This is a genomic window from Gordonia mangrovi (assembly GCF_024734075.1).
Classification (GTDB): domain Bacteria; phylum Actinomycetota; class Actinomycetes; order Mycobacteriales; family Mycobacteriaceae; genus Gordonia; species Gordonia mangrovi.
Map to the genome: position 1 here is coordinate 2974960 of NZ_CP102850.1, position 14895 is coordinate 2989854.

General features: G+C 62.0%; 13 protein-coding genes. 8 read left to right on the forward strand and 5 right to left on the reverse strand.

All coding sequences use genetic code 11. The annotated features are described in order from the left end of the window. Positions 1 to 89: 89 nt before the first annotated feature. From pdxS to NWF22_RS13470, 4 genes are read right to left on the reverse strand one after another with little or no spacing between them, the layout of a single operon-like run. Positions 90 to 980 (reverse strand): pyridoxal 5'-phosphate synthase lyase subunit PdxS, encoded by an 891-nt coding sequence (gene pdxS / locus NWF22_RS13455; protein ID WP_160904029.1) that lies wholly within the window; start codon positions 978 to 980, stop codon positions 90 to 92. Beyond that, positions 973 to 2334, reverse strand: coding sequence for an aldehyde dehydrogenase family protein (locus NWF22_RS13460; RefSeq protein ID WP_160904030.1), 1362 nt, complete (start codon positions 2332 to 2334; stop codon positions 973 to 975). The genes pdxS and NWF22_RS13460 overlap by 8 nt, the downstream gene beginning before the upstream one ends. Then, complete coding sequence (locus NWF22_RS13465) at positions 2331 to 3128, reverse strand: gamma-glutamyl-gamma-aminobutyrate hydrolase family protein (RefSeq protein ID WP_160904031.1); 798 nt, start codon at positions 3126 to 3128, stop codon at positions 2331 to 2333. Before NWF22_RS13465 ends, NWF22_RS13460 begins: the two co-directional genes overlap by 4 nt. Continuing rightward, positions 3125 to 4498: an aminotransferase family protein gene (locus NWF22_RS13470; protein WP_160904032.1), complete on the reverse strand. Its 1374-nt coding sequence runs from the start codon at positions 4496 to 4498 to the stop codon at positions 3125 to 3127. The genes NWF22_RS13465 and NWF22_RS13470 overlap by 4 nt, the downstream gene beginning before the upstream one ends. Before the next feature lie 286 nt (positions 4499 to 4784). Between NWF22_RS13470 and NWF22_RS13475 the strand changes: the two genes are divergently transcribed. Both NWF22_RS13475 and NWF22_RS13480 read left to right on the forward strand, forming a co-directional pair. After that, complete coding sequence (locus tag NWF22_RS13475; protein ID WP_258321137.1) at positions 4785 to 6098, forward strand: glutamine synthetase family protein; 1314 nt, start codon at positions 4785 to 4787, stop codon at positions 6096 to 6098. A 121-nt stretch (positions 6099 to 6219) separates the two neighbouring features. Then, entirely contained in the window at positions 6220 to 6993 is a 774-nt protein-coding gene (locus NWF22_RS13480) for a FadR/GntR family transcriptional regulator (RefSeq protein ID WP_160904033.1), read from the forward strand. A gap of 12 nt (positions 6994 to 7005) precedes the next feature. Here NWF22_RS13480 and NWF22_RS13485 read toward each other — a convergent pair whose 3' ends face one another. After that, positions 7006 to 7665, reverse strand: a complete 660-nt coding sequence (locus NWF22_RS13485; RefSeq protein ID WP_233751910.1) for a TetR/AcrR family transcriptional regulator — start codon at positions 7663 to 7665, stop codon at positions 7006 to 7008. 415 nt (positions 7666 to 8080) lie between these two features. Here NWF22_RS13485 and NWF22_RS13490 point away from each other — a divergent pair, with 415 nt between their 5' ends. The 6 genes from NWF22_RS13490 to NWF22_RS13515 all read left to right on the forward strand — a co-directional run bounded on the left by NWF22_RS13490 (position 8081) and on the right by NWF22_RS13515 (position 14863). Further along, a complete protein-coding gene (locus NWF22_RS13490; protein ID WP_160904034.1) occupies positions 8081 to 9451 on the forward strand; it encodes an NAD(P)-binding protein in 1371 nt (456 codons plus the stop codon). Positions 9452 to 9495: 44 nt separating this feature from the next. Next, positions 9496 to 9900, forward strand: a complete 405-nt coding sequence (locus NWF22_RS13495) for a flavodoxin domain-containing protein (RefSeq protein WP_202399015.1) — start codon at positions 9496 to 9498, stop codon at positions 9898 to 9900. Between the two features lie 86 nt (positions 9901 to 9986). Beyond that, a complete protein-coding gene (locus NWF22_RS13500; protein WP_233751912.1) occupies positions 9987 to 11462 on the forward strand; it encodes an APC family permease in 1476 nt (491 codons plus the stop codon). Positions 11463 to 11666: 204 nt separating this feature from the next. Next, positions 11667 to 13127 (forward strand): APC family permease, encoded by a 1461-nt coding sequence (locus NWF22_RS13505; RefSeq protein WP_258321138.1) that lies wholly within the window; start codon positions 11667 to 11669, stop codon positions 13125 to 13127. Positions 13128 to 13590: 463 nt separating this feature from the next. Continuing rightward, positions 13591 to 14454, forward strand: coding sequence for a cytochrome P450 (locus NWF22_RS13510; protein ID WP_258321139.1), 864 nt, complete (start codon positions 13591 to 13593; stop codon positions 14452 to 14454). 55 nt (positions 14455 to 14509) lie between these two features. Then, complete coding sequence (locus NWF22_RS13515; protein WP_202399017.1) at positions 14510 to 14863, forward strand: cupin domain-containing protein; 354 nt, start codon at positions 14510 to 14512, stop codon at positions 14861 to 14863. Positions 14864 to 14895 lie beyond the last annotated feature (32 nt).

Here is a 14895-nt window from a genome sequence, read left to right on the forward strand (position 1 = left end):
GGCGGATCAGCGACGGCCGTATCCGACTGCGGGCGTCGGCGATGTCGTCGGGGCCGATGGTCGCCGCGTCCACATGATCAGCAGATCGGCTACCAGCCTCGTTCGGCGAGGCGGTGTGGCTGCGGAATGTCGTCGACGTTGATGCCGACCATCGCCTCGCCGAGCCCGCGCGACACCTTCGCCAGCACGTCGGGATCGTCGTGGAAGGTGGTGGCCTGCACGATCGCCGCCGCACGCTGAGCCGGGTTACCCGACTTGAAGATCCCCGACCCGACGAACACACCCTCGGCACCGAGTTGCATCATCATCGCCGCATCGGCGGGGGTGGCGATACCACCGGCGGTGAACAACGTGACCGGCAGTTTGCCGGCCTCGGCGACCTCGACGACCAGGTCGTAGGGCGCCTGCAGCTCCTTGGCCGCCACGTACAGCTCGTCTGTGGGCAACGACGTCAACCGGCGGATCTCATCGCGGATCTTGCGCATGTGCGTGGTCGCGTTCGACACGTCACCGGTGCCGGCCTCACCCTTGGAACGGATCATCGCCGCGCCCTCGGTGATCCGGCGCAACGCCTCACCCAGATTGGTGGCACCACACACGAACGGCACCGTGAACGCCCACTTGTCGATGTGATTGGCATAGTCGGCCGGGGTCAGCACCTCCGACTCGTCGACATAGTCCACGCCGAGGCTCTGCAGCACCTGGGCCTCCACGAAATGCCCGATACGCGCCTTGGCCATCACCGGGATCGACACCGCCGAGATGATCCCGTCGATCATGTCCGGGTCGCTCATCCGCGACACGCCGCCCTGCGCGCGGATGTCGGCCGGGACACGCTCAAGCGCCATCACCGCCACCGCACCGGCATCCTCGGCGATCTTGGCCTGCTCGGCGGTGACCACGTCCATGATGACGCCACCCTTGAGCATCTCGGCCATGCCGCGCTTCACCCGGGCGGAGCCGGTCCCGCCGTCAGTCATTCGTGTTGAAGAACACATTCTTGACCTCGGTGTACGCGTCGAGTGCGTCGGGCCCCAGTTCGCGGCCCAAACCTGACTGTTTGAATCCACCGAATGGTGTCGATACGCGCACGGACGAATATGAATTGACGGCGAGTGCGCCGGCATTCATCGCTCGCGCGACCCGCATGGAGCGAGCTGCGTTCGAGGTCCAGACGGAGCCTGCCAGACCGTAGATCGTGTTGTTGGCCCGCGTGATCGCCTCGTTCTCGTCGTCGAAGGGAAGAATTGCGACGATCGGGCCGAAAATCTCTTCGCGCACCGCACGGTCGACGTCGCCGGCCGGGTGCAGCACGGTGGGCGGAAACCAATAGCCGGGACCCGAAGGGGTTGTGCCCTGCACCAAGACATCGGCATCCGACACGTACTCCTCCACCCGCTTTGCATGGCCGGCGGAGATCAAGGGCCCCATCTGAGTGGAATCTTGTAGGGGGTCACCAACAGTGATCCCGGTGACGACATCGTGTAACTTCGCCAGAAAGTTATCCACCGCAGATCGTTCCACAAAGACCCGGGAACGAGCGCAGCAATCCTGACCCGAATTGCCGAAGACCGCGCCCACCAGCCCCTCAGCCGCTGAGCCGAGATCAGCGTCTGCAAAGACCAGCGCTGCGGATTTTCCGCCAAGCTCGAGTGTCACCCGCTTGATCGAGTCGGCAGCGCGCCGTGCAATGTCCTTGCCGGCGGCGGTGGAACCGGTAAATGCAATCTTCCCGATTCCGGGATGTTCGACGAGCCGCCGTCCCACCGATGAGCCAGCTCCCACAACGACATTGAGCAAACCCTCCGGCAATCCGGCTTCGACTGCGAGCTCGGCCATCCGGATCGTGGTCAACGGTGTCAATTCGGCAGGCTTGACCACTACGGCGTTCCCGGCGGCGAGCGCCGGCGCGACCTTCCACGCGGCGATCGTCATCGGGTAGTTCCATGGAGTGATCAATCCGACCACACCGATCGGCTCACGGAATGTCATGTCGACACCGCCCTCGACCGGAATCGTCTGACCAAGCAGCCGCTCCGGTGCTGCGGAGTAGTAGCGGAACGTCGCAGCAACACCGGCGATCGCACCGCGCGCGTCGGAGATCGGCATGCCGACATTTCGGGACTCGAGCTCGGCGAGTTCTTCGGTGTGGAGATCTATCGCCGACGAGACGGCCAACAGGACACGCGCGCGTGTCGCGGGAGCTTCTGCTGCCCAATCCTTCTGGACGCGAGAAGCACATTCGATGAGCTCGTCGAGCTGCATCTCGGTCGTTCGTTCCACCGTCGCTAGCACCTGCTCGGTGGCTGGTTCAATCACATCGATCACAGTCATGGCAGTGATGCTCCTGCGTGCATAGGGGTGGTGTGGGCCACGAAATCGGTCAGGGCGTGGGTGAGTTCGACGGCTTCCGGATGCCATTGGACTCCGAGGACGTAGCGGTGGCGTGGCCACTCGACTGCTTCGGGCAGTCGATCGGGGAGGGCGTGCGCGGTGACCACGGCTCCTTCTCCCAACACAGCGACACCCTGGTGGTGGTGAGAGTTGACCACCTGGATTCCGCTGCCGGACAACGCTGCCGCGTGCGACTCCGGACGAACCGCGACCTGGTGAAAGGTTTCGCCGTCCAGCCGTCCCGGGCGGGGCCGATGCTCGGCGAACCCTTCGTCGCGCAGATGCTGATGCAGCGTCCCGCCGGTTGCGACATTGAGGATCTGCATGCCGCGGCAGATACCCAGGATCGGCATGTCGCGATGCATCGCCGCACGAGTGAGGTTCAGCTCGAACGTGTCGCGGAGCGGCTCGGTGGCCTCGGTCTTGCGCGTCCGCACTGCGCCATAGGATCCAGGGGTCAGGTCGAGACCCCCGATCAGCATCAGTCCGTCGATTCGGTCGAGGATCAACTCCGGATTGCGGGCGGCTCGCTCATCGGGCGCCAGTCCGACGGCGATCGCCCCCGCCGCAGCGATCTTGTTGAGATAGGTACTCGGGACGATGGCAGCGTGCTGTTGCCAGAATCCCCAGGTTGCGGTTTCGAAAGCCGCGCAGACTCCGATGATCGGGGTGTGCGCTGTGACCTCTGACGTGTTTGACTCGTGGGTGGCGGTTGGATCGGGTGCGGTGGTCACTGGATCTCATCCGCGAACTTCGCTTCGGCCTCGGTCAGGCAGCGGTCGACGATGTCGATGGCGCGTTCGGCTTCGTCGCGGGTCAGGACGAAGGGCGGTGCCAGGTGCAGGACGTCCCAGACTCGGGTGACCAGCCCCTCCTCCTGTGTGCGCAGTGCCAGGAACTTGATGAACGGATGCGACGTGCCCCACGCCTCTCGGGTGTCCTTGTTCTTGACGAAGTCGATCGCGCAGAGCAGGCCCAGTCCACCGCGAACATCGCCGACTGTCGGATGACTGCGCAGCTTTTGAGCCAGATCGTAGAGGTAGGTGCCCATCTCGGCCGATCGTTGGACGAGGTTTTCGCGCTCCAGGATCTCGATGTTCTTCAGGGCGGCGGCCGCAGCCACAGCGTGCCCGCCGAACGTGATCAAGTGGTTGAGAGCTTGCCCGGTCGGGCGGAAGTCATCGAAGATAGACGACCGCACCGCGACGGCGGCAACCGGGGCGTATCCGCTCGACAGTCCCTTCGCCATTGTCATGATGTCCGGAACGACGCCGTAATGCTCTGCGGCGAACCATTTCCCGGTGCGTCCCCAGCCGGTGATGACTTCGTCCATGATGAGTAGAACGCCGTACCGGTCGCAGATGTCACGCAACATCTGCCAGTAGATCGGGCTTGGCAGATGGGTACCGTTGGCCACGGAGATCGGTTCACCGATGACCGCCGCCACGTTCTCGGGCCCCTGTGCGAGGATCTCTTGCTCGATGAAGCGAGCGCACATGATGTCTCCCGCCTCTCCGTCGAGTCCGAAGTCATTGCGGTACTGATTCGGGTTGGGGACCTTGCTGACGCCGGGCATGAAGGGGCCGAAGTACTTCTCACTCGCACTGCCGGTCAGACTTGCTGCCCCGAACGTCGTCCCATGGTAGGAGCCGCGACGCGCAATGATCTTGTAGCGCTTACCATGTCCGCGCATGACCTGAACTTGTTTGGCAATCTTCATCGCACTCTCGACCGCCTCGGAACCGCCTGAGCACAGGAACACCCGATTCAGGTCCCCCGGCGTGAGACTGCTGATCTTCTCCGCGAGTGCAATGTTCACCGGATTCGCCGCGTTCGAGGCTGCAGTATAGGCAATCTCGCCGGCCTGACGCGCCATCGCCTCGCCTATCTCGGTGCGTCCGTGACCGGCGGCTACCACGAAGAGTCCGGCGAGGCCGTCGATGTATTCGGCGCCGTGTACATCAATGAGGGTGGAACCATGACCGCGGCTGAACACGCGTAGGCCACCCTCCTGCAGGTCGTCCCACTCCAGGTCGTTGCTGTGCATCCACAAGTGATCGAGTGCGCGCGTCTCGAGTGCGTGGCGGGTCTGTACGGAAGTCATGGTTCCGGTCCTTTCGGGGTTTGCGGTCAATGCACCGTCGGCTGCGGCGCAGGAGGAGAGTTAAAGGAGTGCAATGCGATCCTTTTTATCGGTATTGCAAGGACTCCGTCAAGCCGAACGCTGTTAGTGTTGGGGATTGCCGGTAGCTAATGCGACCGCAGTCTGATAAAAAGGATCGTACAGTAATCCTTACGTGCCCGTGTTGCGGACGCGGCACCCATCGGCTCGTCGCCGGGAGGAACCATTGCACACACAATCCCTTGATGCTCGTAGCCACGAGTGTGGTGTGACAGACCGGACGGGCGAATCCGCCGATAGCCACGTCTTGCCCGCCGGTGCGGGTAGTGCTGCCCTGCTCTTTCCCGACATCAATGGAAATCTGCGCGGCAAGCTGGTGGTGCCGTCCGAGCTCGAGTCCGAGAGCGCGCGCACCGTGGGTCTGCCGACTACCGATCTATTGCTGGCCGTTGACCCGGTTGACGAACCGATCACCACACTCACCGACATCGGCATTACGGCGGGGTCCAAAGACTTGCTGCTGAAACCTGATACAGCATCTGTCCGCCGCATGCCGTGGCTGAACGACGATGCCTACCTTGTGCTCGGCGACCTCAACAACACCGACGGTTCGACATGCGAGGTCAGCCCGCGAGGAGTGCTTCGTCGCGCACTCACGGCGCTGTCGGAATGCGGACTGCAGATCATGGCGGCCTTCGAATTCGAGTTCCGATTGTTCCGCGCCGACTCGTGGGAACCGGCGACGTCCGGACTCAGCTACAGCATGGCACCGTTGGCACAGGTCGCTGACTTCGTTGCGACGTTCCGGAGTTACGCGGAGGCCATGCGGTTGGGTCTGTCGGTGGTGCACAGCGAGGGGGCGCCGGGACTGATCGAGGTGAATGTCGATCCGGCAGTCGGGCTCGATGCAGCCGACATCGCTGCACTCCTGCGTACCGCCGCGACCGAGGCCGCCCGGCGCCACGACCTTCGTGCGTGTTTCATGTCGAAACCGATCGCGCGTGAAGAGGGTTCCAGCGCGCACGTGCACTTCTCGTTCTGGAATGAGGGGGGCGACAACGCCCTGCGGGGTGCCGTTGACGATGCACACGACGAGTTCTACCGGCGCTGCGCGTCGGGCATTGTCCAACACCTGCCTGCCATGAGCGTGATCTACAACCCGACGATCAACTCCTTCAAGCGGTTGGTACCCGGCTACTTCGCTCCGGTCACTGCGGGCTGCGGCCCCGACGACAGGTCGTTTGCACTGCGCGCGCTGCTGCGTGGACCGCGATCGAGTCGGTTCGAGCTGCGACGCCCGGGTGCCGACTGCAACCCCTACCTCACGCTCGCGGCGATCGCGGCGTCGGCGTATCTGGGTCTCGTCGACACCGTGGTGCCGGCCCGCGACGAACTCGACCGGCACGACGCCCCGTTGCCGAACAGTCTGGAGTCCGCGGTCAGCGAATTTCGGCGGCGTGACTCGCGACTTGACGACGTTCTCGGCGCCCGATTCTGCCGCCATTACCTGCACACCCGCGAGTGGGAGCTGCATGCGTGGCAGGATGCGGTGAGCGAATGGGAGCGTCAGCGGTATGCCTGACAGCATCTCAGCGGTGGGGAACACCGAGGTCGGATTGTTAGAGTTTGCTGGTGCGTCAGCGAACACCGACACGCCGTGTCGCAGGCCCCACGTTGTTGATGCTGCTCGTGAAGGGAGGGTGGTGAACAGCCCCGATCCTCGTGATTCGCGCGCCATGAACATGCCGCCCGTCCGCTCTGGCAATCGAGTCGACATCAACCGGTACGTGGCGGACCTGGTGCGTCGGGAGATACGACTCGGCCTGCTTCCGCCTGGCTCGGCGCTTCCATCCGAACGGGACTTCGCCGACAAGCTGGGTATCGGTCGGACCCCGGTGCAGATTGCGTTTAGGCAACTGCAATCCGAAGGGCTGATCGTGCAGCGTCGGGGCCGCAACGGCGGAGCATTCGTCCGGCTGACCGGACAGGACGAAGACGAGGAGCGATTCCGCGACGTGATCCGGGAGGCCCTGGCCACGCGGGACGAGATCCGGATGGCGATGGAGTATCGGTGCATCGTCGAACCGTCCGCGTCCCGACTCGCCAGCGAGCGGCGAACTGCCGCCGAACTGCGTGAACTCGAGTCGGCGCACGCACTACTCATGGAAGCGGCCGACGATGCGTCCTTCATGCGTAGTGATGCTGTCTTTCATCTCACCTTGGCCAATGTCACTGCGAACCCGTTCCTCGTTCGAGGTATCGAGGAATCACGGCAGTGCTGTCACCCGGCGTTGGTCCTCCTACCCGAAGGGGGAGCGTTTCACGAGGTGACCATCGCGGAGCACAGCGAGATCCTGGACGCAGTGCGAGCCGGCGAGGCGGAACTCGCCGAACAAACGATGAGTGAACACGTGCGGCGCAGTATGTGGAGTGTCGAGAAGCTGTTGTCGTCGTTGCGCGAGTCGCAACGCGAGTAGAAGTTGATGACGCTACGTGTCCGCGAAGTCAGCGAAATAGGTGGTGAGCATGTGCCGTGCCTCGCCGATGATGGCCGGGTTCCCGGTCGGGGCCTCGCCGAATGCGAACTGGCAGAGTCGCTCCAGGCTGTGGATGGCCACTGCGCAGTTCAGTTCTCGGAGCTTGGCGAACTGTGGCGAATAGAGCCGGAATTCCCGATGCATCAGCGATGCGAGGTCGGTGATGGCGAGCTGGTCGAGCTCTCGGACGCGACGAGTGAGGTTCTGCCGCACCCACAGCTCGCGGATGAGCGGAATGCGGTGTTCCTCGACGTAGTAATCGACGAGGACGTCAACGATCTCGGTCCACTTACGTCCTGCTCGTTGTCGCATCGCGTTCTCGAGATCGGTGACGGACAGCTTGATCTGCCGAAACGCCAGCTCATCGAGGACTCGCTCGGGTGTCTCGAAGAATGCATAGAATGACCCGCGGCTCACACCCGTTGCGTCCAGTAGCAGCGTCGGTGACGCCACCACCGCTTCGAACCCGACATCGTGGACGAGTTCGGCGGCAGTGTCGAGCACATGCTGGACCATGGTCCGGGAACGCTCCTGGAGTGGGATCTTGCGCAACCCGCCGGCCAACGGGTCGTCCCACACCGCGCTGATCGTCGGGCTCGCTGCTTTCGTCAAGACTGCTCCTCATCTGCATTGGAAATCCGACAGTAACACTAATGCGACAACAGTCGTGTTCTTGGTCGAGGTGCCTGACAGCTCGGGTCCGTGCTGGGCGTACTCCCGACCGTCTTGTGTGCACCATGTAGTGCACGATCAGTCCTGCACGCACATGGGCGAATTGCACTAGGGCGGTCGATGATTGGTCGATATGGAATCCGCGCTGCCCTGTCCCGCGCTTGGTTGTTCGCACGCCCTGTCGAGAGCTCTCGATGAAGCGCGAGAGCGACTGGTTACGTCCCTGTAAACGTCACACGTCTCGTATGGACGCGGATGCGACGGCGAACTAATCTTCCAAATATGCGACGCGAGTCGCGTCTCTAGTCTAAATTCATCGGTGTCGGGTTCTCTGGCCGTTCACGAAGGTGTCACTATGCACGAACAGAAACTCTCTTCCCAGGCGCTGCTGCCGAATCCCAATATCGCGGTTGTCGGCAGTGGACCGTCTGGGTGCTACGTCAGTCAGTTCCTCGCGAAGGCCTTGCCGGGTGCGCGTATTGCAGTTTTCGAGTCACTGCCGGTCCCGTATGGGCTGGTACGGTACGGAGTCGCGGCCGACCACCAGGGCGCAAAGGCGGTCAGCCGCCAATTCGACCGGTTGTTCACCCGTGGTGGGGTGCGATTCGTCGGCAACGTCGCAGTGGGTCGCGACCTCCCTTTCGACGCCGTGGCCGAGGCCTTCGACATAGTTGTTCTCGCCACCGGGTTGCCCGACGATCGGGCGTTGCCGATACCGACGCACGCCGGCGCGCGGATCATCGGGGCCGGAGCGCTCTTGCGGACTTTGAACGGTTTCCCCGAATCTCTGCTCCCGGTTGATGGGCAGGGTCGCCACATGTCGCTGGGGGATGAAGTCGCCGTAATCGGCTTCGGCAACGTTGCGCTCGATGTCATCAGGCTCCTGTCGAAAAACGATGCTGCACTGCATGGCTCGGATGTCAGCGACGTGGCACTGAACCAGCTTCGGCCGAAACCTCCGCGGAAGATCCATGTCTTCAGTCGATCGGCACCGGACGGTGTGAAGTGTGAGTTGGCGATGCTGCGAGAACTATTGAGCCTCAGAACGATTCGCGTCAGTGCCGAGGGGATTGATCTATCAGATGCAACGCCGGTGACAAATCTTCTACGTCAGCACATCGGTGTTGCTGACTCTGGGATGGAGTCGGCCGACGCGCGCACACACGTGCGCCTGCATTTCGGCCGAACCCCGGAGTCGGTCGAGAGTCGGGGTCCGACGACGACCGTCACGGTATCCACCGTGAACGGCGGTCGTCACTCGTACATGGTGGATTGCGTGATCACCGCCATCGGGTTCGACAAGGCTGCAGAACACATCCCGGGCAACCCGACAAGCGAATGGGCGGGACCACATGTCTACCGCGTCGGTTGGCTTCGACGGGGGCCAGTGGGGTCCATCCCCGAGAACCGCAAGGATGCCAGAGACGTCGCAGGCGCCATCACACGGGATGTGGCGAGCGGTGCGGTGCCGGTGGGATCTCCTGGCTTTGCGGTCGTCGAGCCGCTGATTCGGAACCGGATGGTCAGCTTCGCCGACTGGCAACGCATCGAGAAGACGGAGAACCAATCCGCCGAGCCGGGTCGCTGCCGTCGCAAACTGATCGACCTCGAACAGATGCTGGAAATCGCAGCGTCGCGTGACGCCACCATGCTCGATCAATCTGCGGCGGATGACATCTACACCACAGACACAGTCGGAGAATCCGGCAGAAGGGTAAGCGTGTGAGTACAGCAGCAGTTCTGTTCGGAACCGAGTCCGGAAATTGCGAGATGGTCGCAGAAGACTTGGTCGAAGTGCTGGCAGAAATGGGCATCGCCGGCGAGGTCGTTGCGATGGACGAAGTCGACGTCGAGAACCTCAGCGACAACGCTCTGATCATCTTGGTCTCTTCGACGTACGGGGAGGGTGACCTGCCGAACACTGCGGTTCCCTTCTTCGAATCGTTGCAGGAGAAGCGCCCGGATCTGTCACACAACCGATTCGCCGCATTCGGTCTCGGCGACAGTACCTACGACACCTATAACCAGGGCATCGACATACTGATCAAGATGATCGTCGATCTGGGAGCCCGGCAAGTCGGACTGACCGGCCGACACGACGCGGACAGCGGCTTAGACGCCCCGACAGTCGCAATCGAGTGGGCGCGGGAGAACCTCGCGGGTCTCACTTTCTGAAACCACCGATATTCACCTGATCGTATGTCAGTGCCGACAGGCGGTCTCACATCTACTCGCTCTGTGCGTACCCAAGGAGTACCAACATGACCGAGAATACCCTCGCACCTTCGTCTTCACCGCAATCGAATGCTGACGCTGCTACTACACCTGCGTTGACCGGCCGGATGAGCATGGGCGCGTTGCTGCTCACCGTCCTGGCATTCTCTGCGCCCATCGCTGTTGTTGCGGGATACATACCGTTCACCATCAGTTTCGGTGGCCCCGCGGCAACGCTGATCTTCATCATGGCCACCGTATTCCTGCTGCTGTTCGCGGTCGGCTACGTAACCATGGCCAAGAGTCTTCCCAAACCCGGCTCATTCTATGCGTTCATCAGTGCCGGACTCGGCAAGATCCCCGGCCTGGGAGGGGCCTTTCTGGCAGTGGTCTCCTACTTGCTCATGCTCGGCGGCTGCTATGTTTTCATCGGACTGACCGCCAACGAGTTCATCGCGAGTCTCGACGGTCCGGAGATTCCATGGTGGGTGTGGACCATCGCGTCCTGGCTCATCGTCAGCGTCATGTGCTACTTCCACATCGAGGTGTCCGCCAAAGTTCTCAGTGTGGCAATGCTTCTCGAGATCGCCATCGTCCTGGTTTTCAATGTAGCTGTACTTGTCCACGGCGGTGGTCCCGAAGGATTCTCCGCCACCCCGCTCAATCCCGCCGAACTTTCCAACGGCGACATCGGGGTCGCGATGCTCTTCGCCATCATGGTCTTCCTTGGATTCGAGGCGACGGCCCTGTTTCGTGACGAGGTCCGCGACCCGGACAAGACCATTCCCCGTGCCACCTACGGTGCCGTACTGTTCGTCGGGACGCTCTACATCGTGTCGTGCTACCTCTTGACGACGGCCTACGGATCGAATGCAGTGGAAACCGCGACAAACGACCCGAAGTCCATGTTCCCAGATGCAATCGGGAATCTCGCAGCGCCGGTCTTTACACAGCTCACTTTCCTGTTCATCATCACATCTGAACTGGCGGCTGCCATCTCCGTGCACAACGTCACCGCACGTTATGCCTATAACCTCGGAGTCGACAATGCTCTGCCGGCGTGGCTCGCCCGGGTTCACCCTCGCCACCATTCGCCCTACCGTGCATCAGTAACGGTTGCCGCAGTGGTTGCCGTGATCCTGGTGATTCTAAGCTTGGCGAACACTGCGGGAGAAGGACTGGACGCACAGCTATTCGGTCTCGGCACCGTCGGCGTCCTGGTGTTGATGTGTTTGGTCAGTCTGTCGGTCATCGGTTGGTTCGCGCGTCGCGGGATTTCGAACGGCGGCAATGTCTTCAAGTGCTTCATCGCCCCGGCGCTGGCTGTGATCGCATTGGGGACTACGGTTGTGCTGGCCGTAATGCATCTGGACCTGGTTGTCGGTGGAGCGCCGGGGCAGAACACGGGCCTCCTCTTCATTCTGGCTGCATCGCTTCTGTGCGGATCTGTACTGGCCGTTTACTTCCGGGCGCGCAAGCCCGAGGTGTTCAGGAGACTGGGACGCGCCGACGTCGCGGGATGACACGCCTGCGCGTGTTGTCAACTTCTCGCCGACGACATTCTCGATCGAATAGGAAGCCGGACTTCATCTCGCTCACTGAGGCCTCGTAGAGGTTTGCCCTGCAACCGAGGTGCGCAACACCCCAAGGATCGTGACAGGTGGCTCATTCGGAGCGCGTCGCGATGTCACCGTCCTTCAGCCCAGCTCACTCAGAGAAAGCCAGCCATGACCCAGGACGCTAGTGCCACAGCGGAAACCGACTCGACCGCGACCACATCTCCCGCCGGCTTAACCGGGAATCTCGGAGTACCTCACCTCGTATTCACGGTGATGGCCTTTCAAGCGCCGGTCGTGGCGTTCATGGCCTATATCCCGGTGATGATCGCCACCGGCAACGGTGTCGGGTCACCTGCGGCGATTCTTGTCGCAGGAGTCGTTCTAGCGCTATTCGCGGTGGGACTGATCGCGATGTCGAGAAGCATGTCGAATCCCGGAGGGTTCTACGCCTACATCACCGCAGGCCTGGGTCGAGAGGCGGGACTCGGCGCGTCGTTCATCGCGCTCATCTGCTACTTCTTCACCCTCGTCGGGATATATGCGCTGCTGGGCGTTTCCCTGGAGTCGCTGTGCCGCGACCTTTTCCACGGTCCGGACATCACCTGGTGGGTCTGGACGGCGATCGTATTCGTGATCGTCACCGCACTCGGACATTTCAGGATGGATGTCTCCGCCAAGGTTCTGTCGGTGTTCCTTATCCTCGAGCTTGTCCTGATCAGCGCATATGACATCGCCGTGATCGCGCGCAATGGCACATCGGCGTTCTCGCTGGACTCTTTCGCGCCGGACAACGTGTTCTCCGGTTCGCTAGGACTCGCGTTGATGATGGGTGTCGGGCTCTTCGGTGGCTTCGAGGCAACATTGATCTTCCGTGAAGAGGTCAAACGACCAGAGCGCACCATCCCCCGTGCAACGTTTCTCGTCATCGCTATCGTCGCGATCTTCTTCGCCTTCACAACCATGCTCTTCATCAATGCCGGTGGAGCGGAAGCTGTTCTGGCGTCCGCTGGCGCCACAGATGCATCGATGGCGAGCATCCAGGACAACCTCGGCTCGGTGGCGGTGGACATCGCGACAGTACTGCTCGTGACGAGTAGTTTCGCCGTACTGCTCGCCGCACACAACATCACCGCCCGATACCTTTTCAGCCTCGGCACCGACGCGATCATCCCGCGGACGGCGGGACTTGCTCATCCCAAACACGGTTCGCCACACGTAGCTTCGGCGATCACCAGTGTCGCGGTGTTGGTGGTCCTGGTGCCCTTCGTCCTCGCCGATGGTGATCCGAACATGTTCTACGCACGATTCGTGGGCGTGTACAGCTACTCCTTACTCGCTTTGCTCTTCCTGACCAGCCTCGCGGTGCCGGTGTACCTGATCCGGAGGCGCGACCACCCGGGTGTCAACCGTTGGAATTCCATTGTGTGCCCGGTCCTCGCCGTGATCCCTCTGGCAATCGTCGTTGTGTTCGCCACCAAGAATTTCAGCTTGCTCGTCGGGGCCTCGGCAGTCATCTCGGACACGATGCTCGCGGCAATCTACCTGTTGTTCGTGTTCGGAGTGGTGCTGGCGCTCATCTATCGGCGACGCCGACCCGAGGTGTACGCCCAGATCGGGCGCCAGCAGTGACGCTGAGCCTGACGTTCATGACTCGGCGTGACCGTACTCGCGTGCAGTGCACCGATCATCAACAGACCCGCTACTGAGAGGAGCCGTCATGCCAACAACTCACACAGAAGGTGACCGAGCGAAGGCCGCCATCGATATCAGGCCGTTCGGGGAGATGCCGCGCACCAGGGACCATCTTCCGTGGACAGATCCCCAACTGCGCCGCGACCCCTACCCGTTCTACGCCCATGCGCAGACACATGCCCCGGTCAGTCGCGACGAGGACGGTACCGTCGTGCTCACCAAGTACGCGGACCTCATGCACTACGGGAGGTTGCCGTCAGTTCTCATTGCGCCTGAGTGGGACAAGGCCGGTGCGTGGAGCGTCCTGAGCGACATGGCTCTGGGTCACGACGAACCTGACCACACTCGACTCAAACGACTCACCTCGAACTGGTTCACGCCGAAGCGCGTCCGTCAATGGGTGGCGATCACCGCGTCTGTCACCGACGAAATCCTCGATCGCATCGGCGCCGACGGCCTGATCGATGGTTCGTCGCTCGCCGTGGAGGCGACACATCGCACCATCTGTCGCGTGCTGCAGGTGACCGAGGACGGGTTCGACGATGTGCGCCATTACATGCGGATGGCCATGCCGATCCTCAGTGCGGTGGCGGGGCCCGAAGACTTCGAAGCTTGCGAACAAGCCCACGTCTACCTCCAAGGCCGCGTGCGCGAACTCCTCGAACATGCACGCGAGAATCCGGGCGACGGACTTATCCACGAACTCGTGGAAACGGAGCAACGAGGTGACATCACAGCCGCTGAAACACTGGCGACCGCGTTGTTCTTCTACACCGTCGGCCATATGGACGCGAGTTACCTGATCTCGTCCGGACTCCAGCTGTTCGCTGAGCAGCCTGCGGTGTTCGACGCGTTCAGAACGAATCCGGACGTCCGCCAGAACATCGTCAGCGAGCTCGTGCGTTACGACGCCCCTGAGCCTGTTGTCACCAGAGCGACGAGCGAGGATCTCGACATCGGTGGCTTCGAGGTCCCCGCCGGAAGCACACTCCGCTTGATGCTCGGCGCCGCCAACCGCGACCCGGACGTGTATGACGATCCACAGAAGTTCGACTACACACGGCCGCCGGCGCAGTCGCGCAGTCTCACCTTCAGCCTGGGAAGTCACAGCTGTCAGGGGCGATTGCTGGCGGAAGCCGAGATCAAGACCGTGTGGGAACGAATTGCCCTGCGCTACTCGCAGATCAAGGTGGCAAGCGCGCCCGAGATGATGTTGACCGATGCGTCGCGTCACTTCATCACCCAGCCGTTGCGGTTCACCTGACGAACCGCGACCTCGCAAAACCGACCGATTTGATCACTGAAAGGTTCTATCAGCCATGACATCTGTAACCACGTCGACTGTTCTGATCAACGACGCCGAGAAGATCGAGTTGGAGGACTGGGGGCCCCTGCCGGAGGGGACCGGAGAGCCGATGAGCACGGCCGGGAAGGTTCTGTGGAAGGGTGAGGGCCCGCTCGAAGCCGGCCTCTGGAAATGTGCGCCCGGTCCATCGCGGTGGTTGTTCGAGACCAACGAATCGATCACGGTGCTGACGGGCCGGATGACCGTCACCGAGGACAGCGGCGGTTCGTACGTCATCGCGGCAGGGGACAGCGCTGTATTTCCCAAAGGCTGGTCGGGAACGTGGGATATCGAGGAAACCATTTTCAAGGTCTACACCGCGTTCTGACCCAGACACGGGGGTTCATTGTTCAGAATTCA

Bases quoted from the DNA above. Each gene is read 5' to 3' on its own strand.
- NWF22_RS13495 (WP_202399015.1), top strand. From the start codon at position 9,496: ATGGTCGCAGAAGACTTGGTCGAAGTGCTGGCAGAAATGGGCATCGCC.
- NWF22_RS13460 (WP_160904030.1), bottom strand. From the start codon at position 2,334: ATGACTGTGATCGATGTGATTGAACCAGCCACCGAGCAGGTGCTAGCG.
- pdxS (WP_160904029.1), bottom strand. From the start codon at position 980: ATGACTGACGGCGGGACCGGCTCCGCCCGGGTGAAGCGCGGCATGGCC.
- NWF22_RS13515 (WP_202399017.1), top strand. From the start codon at position 14,510: ATGACATCTGTAACCACGTCGACTGTTCTGATCAACGACGCCGAGAAG.
- NWF22_RS13505 (WP_258321138.1), top strand. From the start codon at position 11,667: ATGACCCAGGACGCTAGTGCCACAGCGGAAACCGACTCGACCGCGACC.
- NWF22_RS13490 (WP_160904034.1), top strand. From the start codon at position 8,081: ATGCACGAACAGAAACTCTCTTCCCAGGCGCTGCTGCCGAATCCCAAT.
- NWF22_RS13470 (WP_160904032.1), bottom strand. From the start codon at position 4,498: ATGACTTCCGTACAGACCCGCCACGCACTCGAGACGCGCGCACTCGAT.
- NWF22_RS13500 (WP_233751912.1), top strand. From the start codon at position 9,987: ATGACCGAGAATACCCTCGCACCTTCGTCTTCACCGCAATCGAATGCT.